This window comes from Devosia oryzisoli, assembly GCF_014837245.1.
GTDB lineage: Bacteria > Pseudomonadota > Alphaproteobacteria > Rhizobiales > Devosiaceae > Devosia > Devosia oryzisoli.
The window spans coordinates 490,528-511,904 of record NZ_JACYFU010000003.1 but is presented as its reverse complement, the minus strand read 5'-3'; the positions used below and the strand labels follow the sequence as shown (position 1 = coordinate 511,904).

Annotated in this window: 19 protein-coding genes; 6 read left to right on the top strand and 13 right to left on the bottom strand. The window is 65.0% G+C overall.

Features of this window, described 5'->3' with window-relative positions:
• Window positions 1–24: 24 nt before the first annotated feature.
• The 6 genes from IC608_RS14035 to IC608_RS14010 form a co-directional block, all read right to left on the bottom strand.
• Complete coding sequence (locus IC608_RS14035) at window positions 25–642, bottom strand: flavin reductase family protein (protein WP_191776699.1); 618 nt, start codon at window positions 640–642, stop codon at window positions 25–27.
• Window positions 639–2,021 carry a lyase family protein gene (locus IC608_RS14030; RefSeq protein ID WP_191776697.1) on the bottom strand — a complete coding sequence of 461 codons (1,383 nt, stop codon included), beginning with the start codon at window positions 2,019–2,021 and terminating at the stop codon, window positions 639–641. The genes IC608_RS14035 and IC608_RS14030 overlap by 4 nt, the downstream gene beginning before the upstream one ends.
• A complete protein-coding gene (locus IC608_RS14025; protein ID WP_191776695.1) occupies window positions 2,008–4,017 on the bottom strand; it encodes a dipeptide ABC transporter ATP-binding protein in 2,010 nt (669 codons plus the stop codon). Before IC608_RS14025 ends, IC608_RS14030 begins: the two co-directional genes overlap by 14 nt.
• A gap of 2 nt (window positions 4,018–4,019) precedes the next feature.
• Window positions 4,020–4,925: an ABC transporter permease gene (locus IC608_RS14020; RefSeq protein ID WP_191776693.1), complete on the bottom strand. Its 906-nt coding sequence runs from the start codon at window positions 4,923–4,925 to the stop codon at window positions 4,020–4,022.
• Window positions 4,922–5,839: an ABC transporter permease gene (locus tag IC608_RS14015; RefSeq protein ID WP_191776691.1), complete on the bottom strand. Its 918-nt coding sequence runs from the start codon at window positions 5,837–5,839 to the stop codon at window positions 4,922–4,924. The genes IC608_RS14020 and IC608_RS14015 overlap by 4 nt, the downstream gene beginning before the upstream one ends.
• Before the next feature lie 63 nt (window positions 5,840–5,902).
• Window positions 5,903–7,444, bottom strand: a complete 1,542-nt coding sequence (locus tag IC608_RS14010) for an ABC transporter substrate-binding protein (protein ID WP_191776689.1) — start codon at window positions 7,442–7,444, stop codon at window positions 5,903–5,905.
• 1,055 nt (window positions 7,445–8,499) lie between these two features.
• Here IC608_RS14010 and IC608_RS14005 point away from each other — a divergent pair.
• Window positions 8,500–9,498 carry a hypothetical protein gene (locus tag IC608_RS14005; RefSeq protein ID WP_191776687.1) on the top strand — a complete coding sequence of 333 codons (999 nt, stop codon included), beginning with the start codon at window positions 8,500–8,502 and terminating at the stop codon, window positions 9,496–9,498.
• A 66-nt stretch (window positions 9,499–9,564) separates the two neighbouring features.
• Entirely contained in the window at window positions 9,565–10,605 is a 1,041-nt protein-coding gene (locus tag IC608_RS14000) for a hypothetical protein (protein ID WP_191776685.1), read from the top strand.
• 96 nt (window positions 10,606–10,701) lie between these two features.
• On the opposite strand, the gene IC608_RS13995 is transcribed toward IC608_RS14000, so the two are convergent.
• From IC608_RS13995 to IC608_RS13970, 6 genes are all read right to left on the bottom strand, one after another.
• A complete protein-coding gene (locus tag IC608_RS13995) occupies window positions 10,702–11,574 on the bottom strand; it encodes a CsgG/HfaB family protein (RefSeq protein ID WP_191776683.1) in 873 nt (290 codons plus the stop codon).
• Window positions 11,568–11,918, bottom strand: a complete 351-nt coding sequence (locus IC608_RS13990; protein ID WP_191776681.1) for a hypothetical protein — start codon at window positions 11,916–11,918, stop codon at window positions 11,568–11,570. The genes IC608_RS13995 and IC608_RS13990 overlap by 7 nt, the downstream gene beginning before the upstream one ends.
• 24 nt (window positions 11,919–11,942) lie before the next feature.
• Entirely contained in the window at window positions 11,943–12,374 is a 432-nt protein-coding gene (locus tag IC608_RS13985) for a hypothetical protein (protein WP_210316356.1), read from the bottom strand.
• A 183-nt stretch (window positions 12,375–12,557) separates the two neighbouring features.
• Window positions 12,558–13,049 (bottom strand): MucR family transcriptional regulator, encoded by a 492-nt coding sequence (locus tag IC608_RS13980; protein WP_248306375.1) that lies wholly within the window; start codon window positions 13,047–13,049, stop codon window positions 12,558–12,560.
• A 222-nt stretch (window positions 13,050–13,271) separates the two neighbouring features.
• On the bottom strand, window positions 13,272–14,579 hold the full coding sequence (locus tag IC608_RS13975; RefSeq protein ID WP_191776679.1) for a sensor histidine kinase: 1,308 nt from the start codon (window positions 14,577–14,579) through the stop codon (window positions 13,272–13,274).
• Complete coding sequence (locus IC608_RS13970; protein ID WP_191776678.1) at window positions 14,576–15,232, bottom strand: response regulator transcription factor; 657 nt, start codon at window positions 15,230–15,232, stop codon at window positions 14,576–14,578. The genes IC608_RS13975 and IC608_RS13970 overlap by 4 nt, the downstream gene beginning before the upstream one ends.
• Window positions 15,233–15,362: 130 nt before the next feature.
• Here IC608_RS13970 and IC608_RS13965 point away from each other — a divergent pair, with 130 nt between their 5' ends.
• The 3 genes from IC608_RS13965 to IC608_RS13955 are packed head-to-tail and all read left to right on the top strand — an operon-like array spanning window position 15,363 to window position 18,953.
• Window positions 15,363–15,836, top strand: a complete 474-nt coding sequence (locus tag IC608_RS13965) for a DUF2271 domain-containing protein (RefSeq protein ID WP_191776677.1) — start codon at window positions 15,363–15,365, stop codon at window positions 15,834–15,836.
• Window positions 15,837–15,856: 20 nt separating this feature from the next.
• Window positions 15,857–18,037 (top strand): PepSY domain-containing protein, encoded by a 2,181-nt coding sequence (locus IC608_RS13960; RefSeq protein ID WP_191776676.1) that lies wholly within the window; start codon window positions 15,857–15,859, stop codon window positions 18,035–18,037.
• On the top strand, window positions 18,027–18,953 hold the full coding sequence (locus IC608_RS13955) for an FAD:protein FMN transferase (protein ID WP_191776674.1): 927 nt from the start codon (window positions 18,027–18,029) through the stop codon (window positions 18,951–18,953). Before IC608_RS13960 ends, IC608_RS13955 begins: the two co-directional genes overlap by 11 nt.
• Here the strand turns inward: IC608_RS13955 and IC608_RS13950 are convergent.
• Window positions 18,950–19,717 (bottom strand): FadR/GntR family transcriptional regulator, encoded by a 768-nt coding sequence (locus tag IC608_RS13950; protein WP_191776672.1) that lies wholly within the window; start codon window positions 19,715–19,717, stop codon window positions 18,950–18,952. The genes IC608_RS13955 and IC608_RS13950 overlap by 4 nt on opposite strands.
• Window positions 19,718–19,856: 139 nt before the next feature.
• Here IC608_RS13950 and IC608_RS13945 point away from each other — a divergent pair, with 139 nt between their 5' ends.
• Complete coding sequence (locus tag IC608_RS13945) at window positions 19,857–21,245, top strand: M20/M25/M40 family metallo-hydrolase (protein WP_191776670.1); 1,389 nt, start codon at window positions 19,857–19,859, stop codon at window positions 21,243–21,245.
• The last annotated feature ends 132 nt before the right edge of the window (window positions 21,246–21,377 follow it).

Sequence of the window (21,377 nt, the reverse complement as noted above, 5' to 3'; positions counted from 1 at the left end):
TCCGGCGGCAGCTGGCCGCGCGTATCAGTCGGGCTGCGGACGCAACATCTCGAACATCTGGGTAGCCTGCACATAGTCTCCGCGATAGCCGCAGCGCGCAATGGTCCCGGCGCGGACGAGGTCGAACAGGCCATCCACCAGCAGATCTGCACGGATGTGGACCCGCGTCACCTGGCCGATGATCAACTGGCTGATGACCGGCTTTCGGTCGAGATCGTATAACTGCCGGATGTCGAGCAACCGGCACTCCATGGCGGCCGCGGCGCCTGCCACCCTTGGGGCGGCGATTGTCTCGCTTGCAAGTTTTCCGACGCCCGCCACTTCGAATTCGTCCGTGTCCGGCGGATAGGCTCCGGAAGTTGCGTTCATCTGTTCGGCCAGGTCGCGCGTTGCCAGGTTGAACACAAAGCCGCCCGACTGGCCGACATTGGCCAGCGTATCCTTGCGTCCTTCGCTGCCGAAGATCAGGATCGGCGGCCTGTGGCAGAACATGTTGAAATAGCTGTAGGGCGCCAGGTTGGCGGCGCCTTGCGCCCCGACCGAGGAGATCCACCCGATCGGCCGGGGCGCGATGATCGCCTTGATCGGATCATGGGGAAGGCCGTGCCCCTGGGCAGGATCAAAGGAATGATAGAGCGTCAAGCGGTCTGCTTCCCCGTCTGCTGTGGGTCCTGGCGGGGCAGGCGTTGCCGCAACTCGCTGGACACCTCGGACGCCAGCGAAACCGATTGGCGGGCAATGGCTGCGCTTTCGCCCAGATAGTTGGCGGGATCGAGTGCCCGTTCAAGCACGGCGCGGTCGAAATGTGCAGAGATCTTGTCATTGGCCAGCAGCAGATCCACCAGGCTTTGGCCATCGCGGGTCGCCACGGTCACGGCGTGGTGCACCACATCGTGCGCTTGGGAGCGGCCGATCTTGGGCGCCAGCACCATCATGAGGTTTTCCGAGGCAATGACGTTGGCGCTGCGCCGAAGATTATCGGACATCGCTGCGGGCCTGACTTCGATATGCGCCAGCGTCGTCTCGAGCCGCTTCGCCAGGTCCCAACCGAGCATGGAGGCGTTTTCAAGCGTCCGCGACATGAGTTGGTTGCTCGCGGCGTCCCCCTCATGACCAGGCAGGCCCGCCTCGAGCGCGGGAGCGACGCAGGCGCGCAATTGTGCGGCCGTCGAGATCAGATGCACGACGTACTTGGGGTTGACCTTGTGCGGCATGGTGGAACTGCCGATGACGAGGTCGCCGAGCTGTTCGGCCACCTCATCGATTTCGTTGGCCATCAGGCGGTAGAGCTCGTTACCGATGCGCCCCGCCGACATGGCGAACAGGCCCAGCGTCGACACATATTCCGCCAGGGTGTCGATGGAGGCCCGGGAGGGCACCAGCACCTGCCCGAGATCCAGCCGCCGCCCGAGGGCCACCGCCAGCGCAGCGCCGTTGCCCTCGAAGGAGTGCATGGCGCCGATGGCGCCCCCGAAGGACAGCGTGAACAGGCGTTTCTCGCATTGTGCAAAGCGCTGGTCCTGGCGCGACAGCTCCTCGATCCAACCTGCCACCTTGAAGCCGAAGCTGATCGGCAGGGCATGCCGGTTGTTGGTGCGTCCGGCCATGAGGGTTTCGGCATGTTCTTCCGCCCAACCGCCAAGGACGTCGATCGCACTGGCCAGATGACCGAGCATCTGCCGGTGGCCTTGGCGCACCAGGAGCAACATGCCGGTCGACATGATGTTCTGCGTGGTGGCGCCCCAATGCACATAGCGGCCGGCATCGCCGCAGAGACCGGTCAACGCGCGAACCAGCGACACGATAGGCGCCATGGTTTCAGCCACCGACCGCTCGAGCGCGTGGAGGTCAAACAGGTCGAGGCGCGCTTTGCTGGCGATTTCGTCGGCCGCCCATTGCGGGATCATGCCGATTTCGGCCTGGGCCTGCGCCATGGCAGCCTCTACGTCGAGCCAGGCTTGCCAGAGACTGGGGCGGGAAAACAGCGTCTGCGGCGCCAGGCCGGCATCACGAACGGTCATGGATGATGGCCTCGTCGCGGATACAGCGGGTGAGTTGCGGGCCGGTGCGGGCCGGCCGTAGCGCCGGGTCCTCGGCCCGGCAGTCTTGCACCACATAGGGGCAGCGTGCCGAGAAGCGGCAACCGGGCGGCAGGTCGAGCGGGTTGCTGACGATGGCCGAACCGGCATGCCGGACCTTCCTCACGCCGTGCAGTTCAGGCACGGAGGAGAGCAGCAATTGTGTGTAGGGATGACGGGGAGCCGAGAGCACATCGGCTGCCTCCCCCGTTTCGACGATCTGCCCCAGATACATCACGGCAATGCGCGAGGCGACCTGGTGCACCACGCCGATGTCGTGCGTGATGAGCAGATACGTCAGGCCCAGGTCCCGTTGCAGGTCGGACAGCAGGTTGAGGATCTGCGCCTGCACGGAGACGTCCAGTGCGGACGTAGGCTCGTCGCACACCAGCACTGCCGGTTTCATCACCAGGGCCCTGGCGATCGCCACGCGCTGGCGTTGCCCACCCGACATCTGATTGGGATAGTTGTGCATGACGCGCGCGGGCAGGCCCACCCGTTCCATCACCTCCACCACTGCAGCTTCGCGGCTCCGGGCATCGCCGATGCCGTGGATTTCAAGCGGCCGGGCGATCAACCTGCCGATCGTGTGGCGCGGATTGAGCGACGAATAGGGGTCCTGAAAGATCGGCTGCACGAGCCGGGCGCGCCGCAGCCGGTCCATGCTGGTGATCGGTTCGCCTTCGAGCAGCACCTGGCCATTGCTGGCGGGGTTGAGCCCGAGGAGGATCTTGGCGAGCGTCGTCTTGCCCGAGCCGCTTTCCCCCACCAGGGCAAATGTCTCGCCGCGGCGGATATCGATGGAGACATCGTCCAGGGCGTGCAATTTCTGCGCTCGCGCGAAGATCGAACGCTTGATGTCGTAGACTTTCTCGATGCCCTGTCCCTCCATGATCACGGTGTCGGGCGCGGCCTTTAGCGGGGGCATCTCGACATCGGGCTGGGCGGGCGGCAACTGCTCGATCTCCTCGGGCGTGAGCACGCAGGCGTAGCTGCGGCCACCCAGCGCGAGCAGGGGAGGACGGCTAGTGCGGCAGACGGCCCGGGCCTGCGCACAGCGGGAGGCGAAGACGCAGTAGTCCACATCCCCGATCAGCGACGGGACGATCCCCGGAATGGCGCCAAGCCGATGCGGCACGTCCGACAGCTTTGGCGCGCTGGCCAGGAGCGCGCGCGTATAGGGGTGCATCGGTTGGTGCAGCACCTCGGCACAGGCACCCTGTTCGACGATCTCGCCCCCATACATCACCGCCACCTTGTCGACACTGGAGGCCACCACCGCCAGATCGTGCGTGATGAGGATCATGGCCATGCCGAATTCGCGCCGCAGATCGGCCAGCAGGTCCATGATCTGGGCCTGGACGGTGACATCGAGTGCGGTGGTCGGTTCGTCCGCGATGATCAGGTCCGGCTCGTTCATCAGCGCCATGGCGATCATCACTCGCTGGCGCTGTCCGCCCGAAAGCTGGTGCGGATATTGCTCCAGCCGGCCGGCGGGATCGGGGATGCCGACCTTGCCCAGCAATTCGATTGCCCGCTCCCGCGCAACGGCCCCACTCAGGCGTCCGATCCGGGTGGCCGCCTCGGTCATCTGTCGGCCGATCGAATAGACCGGATTGAGCGAAGTCATGGGCTCCTGGAAGATCATCGAGACCTTCTGCCCGGCGACATCACCGGCGAAATTCCGGTCGCTCATTGTGCCCAGATCATCGCCGCAAAGGGTGATGGCCTTGGCCCTGACCTGGGCATTGCGCGGCAGCAGCCGCATCAGCGCCAGGGCGGTCATGGACTTGCCCGAGCCCGATTCACCGACAATGCCGATGGCCTCGCCGGCCTTGAGGTCGATGCTCGTGCCGCGCACGGCATGCAGCGGACCGGCCGGAGTGGACAGCACGACTTCGAGGTCGCGAACCGACAGGATGGTGCGATTGTCGAGCATGGTCAGTTCCTTCCCTGCGGGGAGGTGACGTCGCGCAGCCCGTCGCCCAGCAGGTTCGCGCCAATGACCAGCAGGAACAGCATGAGGCCGGGGAACAGGACGAGGCTGGGGCGATAGAACAGGGCCTGCTTGCCTTCGGCAATCATCAGCCCCCAGGAGGGTATTGGCGGCTGGATGCCGACGCCGAGGAAGGACAGCGAGGACTCTGCGAGGATGGCGATCCCCAGCTCGAAGGTGAAGATCACGATGATCTGGCTTGAGAGATTGGGCAGGATTTCGCTGCGCAGCACCTGCCAGCGGCTGGCGCCCATCGCATTGGCGGCGGCGACGAAGTCCTGCGACTTGAGCCGTTGTGTCGCCGACCGGGTCACCACCAGATAGTAGGTCCAGTGCAGCACACCAATGATGCCGATCACCACCCATACGGAAGGGCCGATGATGAATACCAAGGCCATTGCCAGCAGCAGGCCGGGCAGCGCCAGTTGGGCGGTGAGCGCGAAGCTGACGACGGTATCGACCCAGCCGCCGAAATACCCGGCGCAAATGCCAAGGGTTACACCGATCAGCAAGCCCACCGTGGCGGCGCCGAAACCGATGATCAGTGATACCTGGGTGCCGTAGATCAGCCGGCTGAGATAGTCCCGCCCGACCTGGTCGGTGCCCAGCACATGCTCCCATGTGCCGCCTGCTTCCCAGGCCGGCGGCAACAGCCGCTTGGCGAGGGACTGGGCGTAGGGGTCGTGCGGGGCGAGCAGGGGGGCGAAAATCGCCACCAGGAGCAGCGCGCCGACGACGATGCCGCCGATCAACAGACCCTTGTGGGCCAGGGCTCGGCGCAGCAGCATATTGCGGGGCGCGGGCGCCAGGGCCTCTTCGTGCCCGATCGCGGGCTGGGTTTCGACACTCATCCGATGCGGATCCTCGGGTCCAGGGCTGCGTTGAGAAGGTCCGCCAAAAGGTTCATCAGAACGAAGGTGATGGCGAAGATGAAGATCAGCATCTGTACGGTGGGGATGTCCGAGCCGAGGATCGACTGCAGGGCCAGCCGGCCCAGCCCGTTGATGGCAAAGACCGATTCAGTGATCACCGAGCCTCCGAATTTTTGCCCGAGCTGAACGGCCAGTACGCTGACGACAGGCAGGAGGGCGTTGCGCATCGCGTGGCGGCGCAACAGGGCGAAGCCACGAAATCCCTTTGAGCGCGCGGTGCGGATGTAGTCGGACTCCATGACGTCGATCAGCCCGGTGCGGGTCAGCCGCATCACGGCAGGAACGGAGCTGGAGCCGAGGACGAAGGCGGGCAGCACGAAGTGTTGCCAGGTGCTGTCACCCGATATCGGCAGGATGGGCACCATCACGCCAAAAAGGATGATGAGCAGCAGTCCGAGCCAGAAATTGGGCGTGGCCTGAGCCGAAACGGCGATGGTCAGGGCAAACCGGTCAGCCCAGCTATTGGGGTTGAGCGCCGCGATGGCCCCCAGCGGAATGGCGATGACGATGGTGACGAGAAGAGCCGACAAAGCCAGGGCGATGGTGACGGGGGCCCGTTCGAGCACAAGCTCGCCGACACCCTTGTTCCAGTAGTAGCTCTCTCCGAAATCCCCTCGGGCGACGCCAGCGAGCCAGTCGACATAGCGCACGGCAACGGGCCGATCGAGGCCATAGGCAAGGCGGATGCGCTCGACCACTTCGGGGGTCGCGTCTTCACCAGCAATGGCCGAAGCCGGGTCCGTTGCAAAATTGAGCAACAGGAAGGTAGCGAGCGACACCACGAGGGCGACGGCCAGAGCCAGGGCCCCGCGCTGAAGAATGTATCTGAGCATGGCTGCAATCCGATCTGTGACCGGCGCGGCGGCGGCCACGCCAGTCCGTGAGGCGTTTGCCGGTTACTTCCAGCTTGCCTGATAAAGCCGGGGCAGACCATCCGCGCTGAGTGGGAAATCCAGCTCGGGGTTGACCAGATAGTTGACCGAATAGGTGACCAGCGGCACCCAATAGGCCTGGTCGGCTATGATGGTGAGGGCTTGCGTGTAGATCTTGAGCCGCTCGTCCTGGTCGCTGGTCTCCTCCGCGGCCTGGATCAGCTGCGATACTTCTGCATCGCCCGACAGATTGCGATCGGTGGTCTCGTTGAAGTGGATCGAGGCAATGGCCGCCGTATCGGCGGTGCCGCCCGAGCCCCAGGTGCCGATATAGGCGGGAATGTCCTGGTTCGCGCGGGCCTGGTTGAGCGATTCAAGCTGGACATAGCGCAGGTCGACGTCAACGCCCGCGAGTTCGAGATCGGCGGCGACCGCCTCTGCCATGGGGCGCTCGCGATAGGCCCAGAGGTCGAGCGGGAAGCCGTCGGGATAGCCGGCCTCGGCAAACAGCGCCTTGGCCTTCTCCGGGTCGTACTCGTATTCGGCAATGTCCTGCACGCAGCCGAACTGTGCCGGATGGCAGGGGGTATGGATTGCCTGGGCGGTGCCGCCGACGAGGTACTGTGCAATGTCCTGCTTGTTGACGGCATGGTTCATGCCTTGGCGCACGAGCTGCTTGGTCAAGGGGCCGTCGGGGTCCGTATAGCCAGCCGCGTCGAGCACGATGAAGGAGACCCGCAGATCGGGGCCGGACAGGTGTTCGGCGACCGGGGTCGCGCCCATGCTCTGGGCCACATCGAGTGGCACATTATACATCCAGTCGACGCCGCCGCTCATCAGTTCGGCCTGCTGCGTGCCGATATCGGGTATGGTGCGGATAATGATCGTCTTGATTGCCGGATCGCCCTTGGGGCTGTCGGCGTAATAGTCTTCATAACGCTCGAGGACCAGTTCCTGGCCAGGCTCGAACGAGACGACGCGATAGGGGCCCAGGCCCACCGGCTCAAGCGCGGCGGCATTGCGCACGACGGCGCCGTCCACATGGTAGGTGTTTTCCGGACGGATGCGGACCCGACTGGCGAGGTCGCGGATCGCGAGCGGATAATCGCTCTTGAGGTTGAAGCGAACCGTCAGGTCGTCCACCACATCGACGCTCTTGAGCCAGCTCTCATGGGTGGCGCCGGCATTGGACTCGCTCGCGGGGTCGATCATCCAGTTGTAGGTATAGGCGACGTCAGCCGCCGTCAGCGCCTTGCCGTTGTGAAAGGTCACGTCGTCGCGCAGCGTGACCTCGATGGTGCGATCATCGATGTATTCGTAGCCGCTGGCCAAGGCAGGCAGAAACTCGTTGGTCTCCGGATCGACGCTGAACAGCGTGTCGTCGATCAGGTCCGAGATGATGATGTATTCGCGCTTGGTGGTGTAGTTGTAGTCGAGCTCGAGGATTTCTTCGGTGAAGGCGACGCGCAAGGTGTCGTCCGCCTTATTGGCAAAGGCCGCAGTGACTGGTGCCACGCTGAGCAGCGCCGCAAGCGCCAAGGCGCGCAATGGATAACTCTTGGTCATGTTCTTCCTCCCTCGTTTCCCGAAACGTGGCAGAGAACGTCCCTTTCCAAAAGAGCAATTGATCTAACGATAGTTTCGATAAATGGAACTCTCGGTCGCCTTGGCCAGTGTCACAAGCTGCCCGGCGGCGTGCTTTGCAGCCCCTCCGCAGGACCCCGAATAAGGCAAGCCCAACTCTGAGAAGCACAACACCTCTGTGCGGCGCCTCTCTACTTGCTCCCAAGCAGATCACCCGGAATTCCAATGTTTACGGACATGGAGGCCGCCCGCTTAGCGCGTTGTATTCTTTCAGCAGCGCGATCTACCGGCTTGGGCCGCCTGTAAATGTTGGACGTGCTCGCTCGATGAGCACATAATAAGCAAGACAAAACAATCTTCAAATACAACTCTGTAGAGACGGAAGCATAGACAAATTATTTCCGCTCCGCGAATCAGAACACCAAATTGGTCGCGCAGGGAAAGGACCAAATCAGCGCTAAATATCTGGTATTATTCGATTATTTTGACAGCCACACTGGCCCTCCGTAACGAGCAGTCGCACCGGCACGTAATGAGCGTGCCGCGATCATCCATCTGATTCCACTGCTATTTTTTGTTTTCCACCGTGGAGTAGACCCCGAGTCAATGGGTTCACCTAACGACTTGGCGTTAACCAATACTTAACTGCTCGTGGACTCGCGATTAAAGTTGTGGCAGTCTCATGGTCGAAATGCGGCGAGTGGAAACAATAGAGGGAGCCACTTAGCAATGAAGACGACTGTAGCCTTCTAACATTTTCGCACCGACGATAAGTCCTGTGTGGCTGGCCCGATGCGCGGCCGACGGTCCATCGTCGCGGACAATTTCAGCAGAAACACAACGACCGCCCGGAAATGCTTTGCGCATCCTCGGTAGCTGAGTTCTGCTGTCCCGAACCCCTGCAGCCCACTGTCCACAACGCGAGATGACTACGCGTTACTTCGTCACGACCCCCGGCTGGAGGGTAATTGCTGCCGCACGCCTCGAAAAGAAGGCGACGACAGCGGTGTCAACACGAGAAACCTGGAGAACTTGAAATGAAGAAGACACTTTTTGTGGCGGCCTTGCTCGCGACCACCGCTGCAGGCGGAACGACTGCCTATGCGACCAACTACAACTATCTCTGCACCACCGACCGGTGCACGCCGAACCTCGCGGACTTCCTGCAGAACCTCGACGGCATACAGACCGCGATCAACCTGATCGTCGACATCGATGATGCCAACACCATCGTGCAGGAAGCCGTGAACGCGGGCAACCTGGTCAACATCGAGACCGACATCGACTTGGCTAATGTCGAGCAGAACGCCAGCGTCTATCAGTTCGCCAGCAACCTGCTCGACGGCGACGCCTGGTTCTTCAACAGCAGCGATATGACGGGCGTGACGCAGTCGGCAACCAACGTTGCCAACTCCATCAGCAGCGACAGCTTGGTCAAGGCCGCCAAGCAGACCGCTGGCGACGCGCAGATGGCCAGCAACGCTGTCCTGGGCACCTACGGCAGCAAGCTCTATGATCTGCAGCAGGCCGCCACCAACGTCGTGAACACGGTGACGGCCGGAACGTCCAAGACGGTCAACCAGTACTCGACCACCGACCAGGTCGCGGTCAACGTCATCTATGGTGGATGGGGTGGCTACGACGCTGACGCCGTGGACTGGGAAGACGACGTGGAAGATGTTTCTACGCAGGCCGCAGTAAACGCCGCCAACCTGGTCAATCTCGACTCGCTCACCGGAGCGATCAAGCAGACGTCCTATGGCAGCCAGGACGCCATCAACAAGGCGATCTTCAGCGGCAACGTCTATGACCTCGGCCAGTCGGCGACCAACGTCGCGAACAGCGTCAGCGTGGGTTCGATCACCCCCGCCGTGTTTGATTGCCTCTGCTACGACGGCTGGGAAGTCAACCAGCTCGCCAATGTCGACCAGTTCGCCAAGAACCTGCTGGTCACGGTGGGCGACGTCAACAACACGATCCAGTCGGCAACCAACATTGCCAACTCGATCAACGTCGCCACTCCCACGGCTCCATGACAAATCGGAAGAGGCCGCACCCTGCGTGCGGCCTCTTTTCTCCCTGCTGACCCGGGAACCCAAAAAATGCGACGGCATGGCCTTGCCTACATCGCTGCGATCTTGCTGTCCTCGGCGGCCAATGCCCAGGATGGGCCGATCCGTATCGACCAGCACGGCGACAAATCACAGGTGGCGAACAATGTGCTGCAGGCCGGCACGCTCGAGGCCCTGACCGACAATTTCATGGCCCAGATGCTGCGGATCGGGGTCACGGGCACCGTCAGCCAATCCGGCGCCAACGCTATCAATAGCGTCCAATACGATGGCGATCTCGACAGGGTAGTGCAGCATTTCAATGGCACCCAGTCCATCAACAACACCCTCGCCCTCGGCGTCGTCGACGTCTCCGGCAGTGTCAGCCAAACCGGCACCAACATCGCCAACTCGACACGTTCCGTCACGTTGAACTTCGCCAATCAGACGCTTGGCATCGACGCGAAGCAACTGGTGGACAACAGCGCCGAGTTCGGGATCCTTTTTGGCTCGGTCACCCAGAGCGGCCGCAACATTGCCAACAATGCGGTTGCCGATCTGGCCATTGGCACGGCGTCACAGCTCTTTCCGACTGGTGCGGAGCAGCGCGTGGATAACAGGCTCGAGCTCGCCGCCATGTCGGCCATCGCCTCCGCGGTCAGTCAGCGCGGCGAGAATTTCGGCAACATCATGATCTCCGACGAGGTGGACCAGGTAACGCGCAACTTTGCCGGCGAGCAGATCGTCCACAATGTCGTCCATCTTGCGGATGGGGCTCCCGGCACGATCGAGCAATACGGCATCAACGTCGCCAACATGATCACCTCGAGCAAGATCGGCTCGCTGAGCCAAACCTCGACGGGCAGGCAAGAGGTCATCAATGAAGTGTTCGACGCGCAGAACACCCTGCTGACGGGCGGCAATATCACTCAGTCGTCCGACAATTACGTCAACCTGATCGTGCTGACAGCACCGGCCGATGGCGGCAGCAACGCCATCATCTCTGTCGACCAGTCGGCAAACTATCCGCAGGATGCCTCCGGCAACGGCGCTCATTCGCAGACGGGCAACGCGCTCACCGTCAACCGCTAACCCGTACAGGTGAAGCGGCAACGCGCTCTTCTGAGTCTATCGCGCAAAGAAAAGCCCGGGACGATCCCCGGGCTGCTTCACGTTCGGCCTAAATCCTTACGGCCGGATCAGCGCAGCTTCGGCCGACTGCTCGGCCCGCAGTTCCTGGGTCGCCTTGGGCAGGTACTTGTCGCAGGCACCCCTGTGATGGACGAGCGAGCTGACGATGTCATAGGCCGCTTCCGCCATCAGCCAGCGCACGCCGGCGTGCAGGCCCTCCTGCGATTTGTCGCCGATCTTGATGTCGAACATCTCGTTGGCGAAGAACCGGAACACCGAGGCATAGACTTCCGTGCCTACCGCCTGCTTGGCGTAGGAGCCGGCCCGCACGATGCGGGTCGATTGGGTGTCGGTCACCCGCAGATCCGCCGCGGCCGTCAGCGCGAAGGCGCGGGCGCCCCCGCCAATGCCACCGATCGTGGCCTCGGCGCCGCCCGAATAGGTGTTGAAGTCGAGCTGCGTCAGCGCGCCGTCGATCACATAGTCCGAGCCGCGGATGGAGCCCTTGGTGACGGGGCGAAAATCCACCGTCTGGTTGCCGACGGTGGCGCGGCCGCCATCGCCGAGCAGTTGCTCCTTGGCGCGCGCGATCTCCCACTCGGTCACGGTGGTGTTGCTGCGGTTGACCTGCTGCATCCCCGCCTTCTGCAGGGATGTGACCAGCATGGCAGCCACGTCGCGCGGCACGAAGCTGCCTTCGTCGGTGTTGAACTTGTTGGTCTGGTCGGTGATGGTGTGGACCGCCAGCACGATGCCGGAATTGCGCACCTCGGGCGTTTTGCTCAGGCAGATGAGGGCATCGTCGGCGGGCGTCGCATTGGCCACCGGAACGGGCCCGTGGAACTCCGCCTTCGGCCGCGTCATCGGCGTGAGGGTGGTGCAGCCCGCCAGCGCAAAGGCGCTGAGGGTCAGGCCGAGTGCCTTCAGCATCCGTACATCCCCCCGGTGATGTTGAAGTCGGCACCGGTGCAGTCGCGCGTCTGCGTCTGGGCGCCGTTGTTGGTCTGGTTGATGGTGATGACGTTGTTCGAGCCGCTGACGTTGACCGATGTGGTGTTGCCCGTCTGGCCCGTGCCGCCCGCGCCCGTCCCGTTGCTGCTGCCATTGCCGAGCAGCCCCAGAAGCTCGAGCCGCGTCCGCTCCACCGTCAGCAGCACCTGGCGCTGGCTGTCCGAACGGAACTGATAGGAGCGGCTTTCGCCCAATCCGTTTGCTGCCACCGGAACACTGCCCGCCACGACCAGAAGCGCCGCTACCATGATCTTCGTTTTCATAACCCCACCCAAAGCTCGCGCCTCTCAGTACTCGAGGCAGTTTTCGCTGCTGCACCATGCCGAACCGGGCACACTCGGCGGTTCCGGCCAGTCATCCGGTTTGTTGGCTCGATAGACCTGCGCTTGCGCCATGTAGCCGCCCATCGCGACGTTCATCTTGTCGCGGCACAACACTGCCGCCTGCGACGGGACGAAGCGCGAAAGGCTCGCCTGCGTCACCGTGTCGGCCATCTGCGGCAATTGCTGCTTGAGCGCCTCGAAAAAGCTGACGATCTCGGTTGTCCGGCGCCCGGGTTCGTTGCCGAGAAACGGGTCGCAGGTGACCGCCGCCGAGCGCAGTGTGACCATCGATGACAGGAAGGGCGTCGGATCATACGCCGGCGCATCCTGCGCAACAGCGGCTCCATTCCCCAATACGACTATGGCGCCCAGCGCCAGCCAAACCAAGGCACGCATGTTCCCTCGCGTGTCAAATCACCGGGGGACGATAACGCAAAATCAAGCACGACGATCTGACATTCGTGCAACACTGGCGCAAAAGAATGAATAAAGTGCAGCGCCAAGGGAACTAAATCGGAAGCTTGTATTTCGGTCTATTGCGTTTTTACTTATTCACTACGTCGAAACACGTATCCGTGTCTATCGCGCGGGTTCCGTCGCCGAAGAGCGCAGCGCCCCATCGGGCCGCACCGCGCCGTCCGCGCCGCGCTTCCGCCCGAGCCCGGTGGATAGGGCGACGCGCGAGCGCACCCGCGAAAAGAGCGGGGCGGACATCGGGTAGTCGGGGGGCAGTTGCCACCGCAGCCGGTAGGCATCGGGCGTCAGCCGATGCACGGCCCCAAGATGGCGCTTGAGCGACTGGAAGCGCGAGCCGCATTCGAGGCAGACCAGAAAATCCTCGCTGAGGGATTTGGCGATCGGGACGGCCGGGCCGGAAACCGGCATGGCCGCCGGGCTGAAGTCGAGCCGCAGGCTCGCCTCAACGGCCGCAGCCTCGCTCACGGCGCGCACGCAGGTCTTCATGATCTCGGACACCGGCGTGTCCAGCAGCCTGTTGGCGGCGATCAGCGCACAGGCGAGGTCCGTCGCAAGACGCATCTTCGCCTCGGCATGGTCAATACCGTCGTCCATCGGCTCTCCCCCCAGCTTCTGCCCGGCAGCCAAAGCACATCCGGCCGCAAGAACAGGTCAAAGGCAAAAGACAAGGTCGCACTAAACTTGAAGAGTGCGCGATCCTTCGAGCAGAGACTGCACCACCTCCAACGCTCGACAGTCCTTCGCCTGTACCACGCACTATAGCAGCCCGGGCCGGGGCACGTATGAGGGGTTCTGCGTAGACCAGCTGGGCGGCGTCTATCCCAGGGACACCACCGCTTCAAAGCCATCCGCCCGGCCTGCTGCCGGAGACGCCAGCCTCAGCGTGCCCCCGGCCTGCTCCACCACCGAGCGGACGATCGAGAGGCCGATGCCCGCCCCGCTGGCCTTGGTGACCCCGCGGACAAAGGGATGGGCGAGGCCGGCCAGGATGTCCGGCGGCACGACCGGGCCGGAATTGATCACGCGCACCGTGCCATCCTCTGCCACGTGGATGGCGACCGGTTCTCCGTCCGCCCCGTGCAGGACGGCATTGTCGATGAGGTTGCGCATCACCAGGGCGTAGGCATCGGGGTTCACCCGGCCATGCGGCGCGGCATCGGGATGCGCCTCCACCACCACCGGTACCCCGCTCTTGACGAAGTCCCGCACGACCAGATCGATGATGGGCCGCAGCGGAACGTCCGTCTCGCTGCGGGCAAATCCGGCTTCGAGCCGCGCCAGTTGCAGGAGCCGTTCGGCCAGGACCGAGAGCCGCCGCAGCGCCCGCTCGATCTCGCCGGTGCGCTGCGCCGCCGGGTGGTCGCGCAGTTCGGCCGCCAGCACCTGCGTCTGGGCCAGCGCGCCGGCAATGGGAGTGCGCAATTCGTGCGCGCTGCTAGCGGCAAAGGCCCGCTCGGCATCGAGTGCCTTTTGCAGTCGCTCCAGCAGCCCCGCCAATTCTCCCACGATCGGCGATAGCTCCGGCGGGTAGCTGGCCGGATCGAGCGGCGCCAGATTGTGCCGTCCCCGCTCGGCAAGGTCGGAGCGCAGTCGCTCGAGCGGCGCCAGGGCCAGCCGCAGCGCCACCCAGACGCCCAGCGCCACCAGGGGCAGCAGCGCCGCCAGGGGGCCGAGCAGCCCGAGCAGCCCGTCTCCCAAGGCGTCACGCCGCTCGCTCTCGCCCTCCAGCACGACGATGCCAAGGCCCGAGCGCCGGTCGGTGATGGCAAAGGCCCGCCCAGCGGCGGTATCTGCATACCCCTGCGCCCCCACATCGGCGAGGATGGCTTCGGGCAAGGCGCCATCGTTGAGGATGATGCCGCCCGCGCGGTTGCGGATCACATAGCTGAACGTACCCTCGTCCTCTTCGATGGCATCGACGCGCCCCCGCTCGTCGGGCTCGCGGATATCGTGGATGGCCAGCGGCAGGATGCGGTTGGCCGCCTGCGCCAGGGCATAGTCGTAGGCCTGGTTGATGGCGTGGCTCATGACCGCCGCCGAGATGGCCGCAGCACCCAGCCACAGCAGGCCCGTCATCAGCGACAGTCCCAGTGCCAATTGCCAGGTGAGTGACCGCCGTTTCATGCGACCGCCTGGTAGCCGAGGCCGCGAACGGTCAGGATCAGGTCGCGCCCCAGTTTCTTGCGCAGCCGGCTGACATAGACTTCCACCGCATTGCTTTCGATTTCCGCGCCGAACGCATAGAGCGATTCCTCGATTTCCGCCTTGGTGACGATGGCCCCCGGCCGAGCCACCAGCCGCTCCATCACCGCCCATTCCCGGGCACTGAGCGTCACCGTCTCCCCGCCCGCCTTGACGATGCGGTGCGCCAGGTCGATCTCCACCGGGCCCAGCCGCAGCAGCGGCGCGCTCTGCCCTACCGAGCGCCGCGCCACCGCATTGATGCGCGCCGTCATTTCGCTCAGGTCAAAGGGTTTGACGAGGTAGTCGTCGGCGCCCGCGTTCAGCCCCTCGATGCGCACGGCAATCTGGTCCTGGGCGGTCGTGATGATCACCGGCAGCGCCTCCCCGCGGCCACGCAGGCGCCGCAGCAGGTCGAGACCCCGCCCATCGGGCAGGTTGAGATCGAGCAGCATCAGCTCGTACCGCACCCCGAACAGCGCCGCCTCGGCATCGTCGAGCCGCCGCACCCAGTCCGTGGCATGCCCGCTGGCGCGCAGATGGTCACGGATGGCCTCCCCCAGCACATGGTCGTCTTCGATCAGCAGAATGCGCATGCCCGCCTCGTTCGCCGCCTCATCAATACCCCAAAGCTGACGGGAACCTGAAGCCGAAACGGCGATGGCTTCAGGACGATGTCAGCTTGCCGTGCGAACTCAGGGTCATTGTCCCAACGAGTTCACGGTCATGAAAAAACTCCTCGCCCTTCTCCTGCTCGGCACCGCCCTCGTCGCCCCCTCCGCAGCATCGGCCGCGCAAGTGACCCTTTCGGGCCAGATGACGGGCTATGGCGGGCCGCCGGCCTATATCGCGGTTTACCTGACCGGGCCCGACGGCAGCTATGACAGCACCCTCTATGTCGCCGGCCACAAGACCCGCTACTACCGCGAGCTGGGTGGCTGGGTCCGCTACGCCGCCGCCGATCCGACGCTCAATCTCGATGGCATTACCGGTGCCAGCATCGGCAGCGGCCAGAGCTTTTCCATCAATCTCGATCTCGCCGATGCTCTCATCGACGCCGGCTACACGCTGCATATCGACTCCGCCGTCGAAGACGGCGGCTCGGCCACCGATGACGTGGTGATCCCGCTCGACAGCGCCTCTTCCGGCGTGAGCCAACCCGGCCGCGGCTTCATCCGCTCCGCCAGCGTCAACATGTAAACGCACAAGGAGAGTGGGCCATGCTGCGCCGCTTCCATTCCCTGCCCGGTCTCGTTGCCGCCCTGATCGTGAGCTTCATGGCCCTCACCGGTGCGGTCCTGTCGCTCAAGCCGATCCTCGAGCGTACTGCCGCGCCCGCAACACCCTCGAGCAGTGTTGCAGATCTGGCATCGGCGGTGCTGGCGGCCCTGCCGGACACGGAAAGCCTCGTTCGCTCGGCCTCGGGCAGCATAACCGCCTATTCCGGCTCCAGCGCCACGCTCATCGACCCCACCACGGGCGCGGCGCTCGGGCCGGCGGCGCAGTCGCCCCTCTTCACCTTCTTTACCGAGCTCCACCGGTCCCTATTCCTGGGCGATGGCGGCCGCATCGCAGCCGGCGTGGCTGCCGGCGCGATGATCGTCCTCGCCATCAGCGGCATCCTGCTCCTGCTCAAGCGCATGGGCGGCTGGCGGCAATTGCTGACCAACCCGCGCGGTACGCTGAGCCAGCGATTGCACGTGGAACTGGCCCGGCTGGCGGTGGCGGGCCTCCTGCTCTCGGCGCTGACGGGCCTATACATGACCCTTGCCACTTTCGGCGTCCTCTCCGACGGGGTGGACGGCTTCGGCTTTCCCGCCTCGGGCAGCGGCGGCACGCCCGCGCCGGTCGCCAGCCTGGCGGCGCTGCAGCAGGTGCCGGTTCGCGACCTGCGCGCACTGGTGTTGCCCATGCCCGGCGATCCTGCCGACGTCTTCACCCTCACCACCAATACCGGCCTGGGCTATGTCGACCCGGCGACCGGCGCCCTCATCGATTTTACCCCCAACGCTCCGGCGCAGACCGTCTACGAAGCGATCTACACCCTCCACACCGGGCAGGGCGTCTGGTGGCTGGCCGCTCTTCTGGGCGCCTCGAGCCTCGCCGTCCCGGCCCTGATGCTGACCGGCACCGTCGTCTGGTTGGTGCGTCGCCGCAGCCTGCCCCGCTTTGCCGGTGATGCCGGCTGGCGCAAGGCCGACACCGTCATCCTCGTGGGCAGCGAAGGCAACACCACCTGGAGCTTTGCCGCGACCTTGCAGTCCGCCCTGCGCGAAAACGGCCATGCCGTCCATGTCGCGCCGATGAACAGCCTGCGCCCGTCCTACCCCCGCGCGCGCCACGTTCTCGTTCTGGCCGCGACCTATGGCAACGGCTCGGCGCCCGCCAGCGCGCGGCAGTTCCTCGCCCGCCTCGAGCGCTTCGATGCGGGGAGCGCGGATGTGGCCGTGCTCGGCTTCGGCGATCGCAAGTTCCGCAATTTCTGCGCCTATGCCGAGCGCGTCGCAGCGGCGCTCCAGGCGGCCGGCGTCCCGTCCCTGCTGCCCATTTCGACCATAGACCGCCAGTCGGCTCAGGCCTTTGCCCAGTGGGGGCGGCAACTGGGCACGGCGCTGGGCGAACCGGTCGGCCTCACCCATGCGCCGGCGCTGCCCCGCACGGCCTCGTACCAGCTCGTGTCGCGCGAGGATTTCGGAGTGGAGGTCCAGGCGCCCACGGTGATGCTGCGCTTTGCCGTGCCCCGCCCGAACGGCTGGCGGCGCCTGTTCGATGCCGGCAGCTTCCGCGCTGGAGATCTTGCCGGCATCCTGCCGCCCGGTGACCCAATCCCGCGTTACTATTCCATCGCCTCTCGTAGGTCCGATGGCCTCCTCGAGATCTGCGTGCGCCAGCAACCCGGCGGCGTGTGCTCCGACTATCTCTTCGGCCTCAAGCCCGGCGACAGCGTGCAAGCCTTTGTCCGCGCCAATCCCGACTTCCAACCCGATCGCTCGAGGCGCCCCCTCGTGCTGATCGGCGCCGGGGCGGGCGTTGCCCCCCTCGTCGGCTTTGTGCGCGCCAATAGCCGCAAGCGCCCCATCCATCTCTATTTCGGCGGCCGCGATCCAGACTCCGATTTTCTCTACGGCACCGAATTGCATCACCAGTTGCGCGCCGGCCGGCTCAGCTCCCTGGTCACCAGTTTCTCCCGCGTTCTGGGCGGCCGCTATGTGCAGCATCGGCTGACGGACGATGCCGCCGATCTGCGGCGCCTCGTGGAGGACGGCGCCCGCTTCATGGTCTGCGGGAGCCTCGCCATGGGCGAGGGCGTGCGCACAGCGCTCAACGCCATCCTGGCCCCGATGGGCCTCGACGTCGAAAAACTGCAGGCCTCCGGGCGATATGCCGAAGATGTCTACTGAAACCGCAACGCGCCTGCGCCTTGCCCTGAGCGGCCCCACCATGGGCACGCGCTGGTCGGCCATTGCCTATCCCCCCGAAGGCATCGATGCCGTTGCTCTCGAAGAGGCCCTGGCCGAGGACTGCACCCGCGTCGATGGCCAGATGTCCACCTGGAAGCCTGGATCCGATCTCATGCGGCTCAACCGCGCCCCATTGGGCCAGTGGCAGTCCGTTCCGCCCGAATTGGGCTATGTGCTGGCGTTGGGGGAAGGGGTCCGCAGGCGCTCCGAAGGCCGCTTCGACATGGCCGTCCTGGCCTCGGTGGAAGCGGCAGGCTTCGGCGCGCAAACCGGCCTGCCCCTGCCTCTCACCTCCGGTGGCACGCAAGACTCCATCGAGATCGACCTCGACGCCGGCCGCGTGCGCCGTCTCCGGGCCGTGGGCATCGACCTCTCGGGAATCGCCAAGGGTTTTGCCGTCGATCTCATGTGCCGCACCATGGAGCGCTTTGGCATAGCCGACTACCTTGTCGGCCTGGACGGGGAAATCGCCGCCGGCGGCGCGCGCGGCGATGGCCGCCCCTGGACCGTGGCGCTCGAAGCCCCCGTGCCCGGTACGCGCGACGTAGCGGCGCGCCTGCAGCTGAGCAACGCGGCCCTTGCGACTTCCGGCAACTACCGCCACCGGCGATGTGTGGATGGCCGCTGGCTCAGCCATACCATCGATCCGCGCACCGGCGCCCCGGCAGAGACCGATCTGGTTTCCGTCACGGTCCACATGGCCGATTGCGTCCTGGCCGACGCTTGGGCAACGGCGCTTCTAGTCGCCGGCCGGAATGCGGCGCAGCTTCTGTGCACGGAAAACGGCATCGACGCCATTCTCATGGCAGAGACCGAAACCGGTTTCGAAACCACGGGCTGTGGCGCGTTCCGTTAGCCGCCCTGCTCCATTCGTCCCGCTGCGCGCGCGAACCCATCGGCGATCGCCACCTTCATGGCCGCCCGCGCATCGTCCGGCTTGCCCGCCCCGATCGCCGCCGCAATGGCGCCGTGCGTCCTGACGGTGCTCTCGAGCGCCACCGGGTCGTTGACCGGCGAGGAAATGGTGAAGGCTGCCGTCAGCGCCATTTCCACCAGCGCACTGATCGAGGCCATGAAGGGATTGCCCGACGCCGCGGCCACGATCTTATGGAAGTCGAGGTCATGGCGCGCGAAATCCTCCGGCGTCTCCGCGCCCGCCATGCGTTGGACGCACGCGCGCAGCATCTCGATCTGCTCCGGGCTCGCCCGCTCCGCCGCCAGCGCCGCCGCCTCGATCTCGATGCCGATGCGCACTTCCGCGAGGCTGCGCAGGAAATCCACGTCCGGGCCCATCTCGAAATGCCACGCCAGCACGTCGGCATCGAACAGGTTCCAGCGGTTGCGCGGCAGCACCCGCGTGCCGATCCGCGCCCGCGCCTCGATCATGCCCTTTGCGGCCAGCGTCTTGAGCGCCTCGCGCAGCACCGTGCGCGACACGCCGAACCGCTCGAGCAAGTCACTGTCGGAAGGCAGGATGGAGCCTTCCTTGTACTCCCCCGAAACGATGGCGTAGCCCAGGGTCCAGAGCACGTCCGAATGGAGGTTGCGCGCGAGGCTCCGGCCCGAAAGGGCCGCGATGAGATCGCCCGAATGGCGCGCTCTGCCGCCAGATCTGTCCATGCTGCCCGTCCCGCTGTGGTGCCGGACCTAACCACAGGCCAATAAGTATGACAATAACGGCGCTTGCGCATCACTGGACAGCCCGCGTCCGGCTGGGCCAGTGTGCGCCCACTCTTTTGCACACCCTCAAGGACCTGCCATGCCGACCACACCCGCTCTCGACGCCGTTCTCGCCCAGGTTGACCAGGGGCTGGACGCCAGCCTCGAGCGGCTGTTTCACCTGCTGCGCATCAGGTCCATCTCCACCGACCCCGCCTATGCCGAGGACTGCAGGAAAGCCGCCGACTGGATCGCCGGGGAACTCAATGCGCTGGGCTTTGCCGCCTCCGCCCGCCCGACGCCGGGCCATCCGGTGGTGGTGGCGCACGGCCCGGAGCAGCCCGGTCCGCATGTGCTGTTCTACGCCCACTACGACGTGCAGCCCGTCGATCCGCTCGAGCTGTGGCACACCGACCCGTTCGATCCGCAGATCAGGGAGAAGGATGGCCGCAAGATCATCGTCGCCCGCGGCGCTTCGGACGATAAGGGCCAGATGCTGACCTTCATCGAAGCCTGCCGCGCCTGGAAACAGGCGACGGGCGCGCTGCCAATCCGCATCTCGATGATGCTCGAGGGCGAAGAGGAATCGGGCGGCAAGAACCTGCCCCCCTTCATGCGCGACAACGCCGCCGAGCTCAAAGCCGACATCGCGCTCGTCTGCGACACCGACATGTGGGACCGCACCACCCCCTCGATCACCACCATGCTGCGCGGCCTTGTCGCCGACGAGATCGAGATCACCGCTGCCGACAAGGACCTGCATTCGGGCATGTTCGGCAATGCCGCGCGCAACCCCAACCAGGTGCTGGCCGAAATCATCGCCAGCCTGCGCGCTCCCGATGGCTCGGTGACCCTCCCCGGCTTTTACGAGGACGTCGCCGAAATCCCGGCCGAAGTGAAGGCGCAGTGGGATGGCCTGGGCTTCGACGAAGCCAAATTCCTCGGCCAGGTCGGCCTCTCCCAGCCTGCCGGCGAAAGCAAGCGAAGCGTCCTCGAAATGCTCTGGGCCCGCCCCACCTGCGAGATCAACGGCATGATCGGCGGCTATACCGGCGACGGCTTCAAGACCGTCATCCCCTCAAAGGCCCGCGCCAAGATTTCCTTCCGCCTCGTCTCCGGCATGGACCCGCAAAAGATCCGCGCCGCCTTCCGGGCCCATGTCGAGGCCATGCTGCCGCCCGACTGCACGGTCAAATTCACCCCCCATGGCGGCTCCCCGGCCATCACCGTGCCAGCCGACGGCGAGTTTCTCGCCCGCGCCCTGCAGGGCCTGTCCGACGAATGGGGCAAGCCCGCCGTCATCACCGGCTCGGGCGGCTCCATCCCCGTGGCGGGCGACTTCAAGTCGATCCTGGGCCTCGACACGCTCCTCATCGGCTTCGCCCATGTCGACGACCAGATCCACTCGCCCAACGAGAAATACGACCTCGAAAGCTTCCACCGCGGCATCCGCTCCTGGGTCCGCGTCCTCGCCGCCCTGGCGGCCTAGCACCGAAATATCATCCACCGTCACCACCCGGCTCGTCCGGGTGGTCCATCGCGCCGAAAACTGGATTGCCCGGACAAGCCGGGCAATGACGGCGGTACATTTGAGTGGAGTGTCCCAAACCACACCCCGCCC

What these genes read in the sequence shown, in the direction of transcription:
- IC608_RS14030 (WP_191776697.1), bottom strand. Translation starts at nt 2,021, where the DNA reads ATGACCGTTCGTGATGCCGGCCTGGCGCCGCAGACGCTGTTTTCCCGC.
- IC608_RS14025 (WP_191776695.1), bottom strand. Translation starts at nt 4,017, where the DNA reads ATGCTCGACAATCGCACCATCCTGTCGGTTCGCGACCTCGAAGTCGTG.
- IC608_RS14020 (WP_191776693.1), bottom strand. Translation starts at nt 4,925, where the DNA reads ATGAGTGTCGAAACCCAGCCCGCGATCGGGCACGAAGAGGCCCTGGCG.
- IC608_RS14015 (WP_191776691.1), bottom strand. Translation starts at nt 5,839, where the DNA reads ATGCTCAGATACATTCTTCAGCGCGGGGCCCTGGCTCTGGCCGTCGCC.
- IC608_RS14010 (WP_191776689.1), bottom strand. Translation starts at nt 7,444, where the DNA reads ATGACCAAGAGTTATCCATTGCGCGCCTTGGCGCTTGCGGCGCTGCTC.
- IC608_RS14005 (WP_191776687.1), top strand. Translation starts at nt 8,500, where the DNA reads ATGAAGAAGACACTTTTTGTGGCGGCCTTGCTCGCGACCACCGCTGCA.
- IC608_RS14000 (WP_191776685.1), top strand. Translation starts at nt 9,565, where the DNA reads ATGCGACGGCATGGCCTTGCCTACATCGCTGCGATCTTGCTGTCCTCG.
- IC608_RS13995 (WP_191776683.1), bottom strand. Translation starts at nt 11,574, where the DNA reads ATGCTGAAGGCACTCGGCCTGACCCTCAGCGCCTTTGCGCTGGCGGGC.
- IC608_RS13990 (WP_191776681.1), bottom strand. Translation starts at nt 11,918, where the DNA reads ATGAAAACGAAGATCATGGTAGCGGCGCTTCTGGTCGTGGCGGGCAGT.
- IC608_RS13985 (WP_210316356.1), bottom strand. Translation starts at nt 12,374, where the DNA reads ATGCGTGCCTTGGTTTGGCTGGCGCTGGGCGCCATAGTCGTATTGGGG.
- IC608_RS13980 (WP_248306375.1), bottom strand. Translation starts at nt 13,049, where the DNA reads ATGGACGACGGTATTGACCATGCCGAGGCGAAGATGCGTCTTGCGACG.
- IC608_RS13975 (WP_191776679.1), bottom strand. Translation starts at nt 14,579, where the DNA reads ATGAAACGGCGGTCACTCACCTGGCAATTGGCACTGGGACTGTCGCTG.
- IC608_RS13970 (WP_191776678.1), bottom strand. Translation starts at nt 15,232, where the DNA reads ATGCGCATTCTGCTGATCGAAGACGACCATGTGCTGGGGGAGGCCATC.
- IC608_RS13965 (WP_191776677.1), top strand. Translation starts at nt 15,363, where the DNA reads ATGAAAAAACTCCTCGCCCTTCTCCTGCTCGGCACCGCCCTCGTCGCC.
- IC608_RS13960 (WP_191776676.1), top strand. Translation starts at nt 15,857, where the DNA reads ATGCTGCGCCGCTTCCATTCCCTGCCCGGTCTCGTTGCCGCCCTGATC.
- IC608_RS13955 (WP_191776674.1), top strand. Translation starts at nt 18,027, where the DNA reads ATGTCTACTGAAACCGCAACGCGCCTGCGCCTTGCCCTGAGCGGCCCC.
- IC608_RS13950 (WP_191776672.1), bottom strand. Translation starts at nt 19,717, where the DNA reads ATGGACAGATCTGGCGGCAGAGCGCGCCATTCGGGCGATCTCATCGCG.
- IC608_RS13945 (WP_191776670.1), top strand. Translation starts at nt 19,857, where the DNA reads ATGCCGACCACACCCGCTCTCGACGCCGTTCTCGCCCAGGTTGACCAG.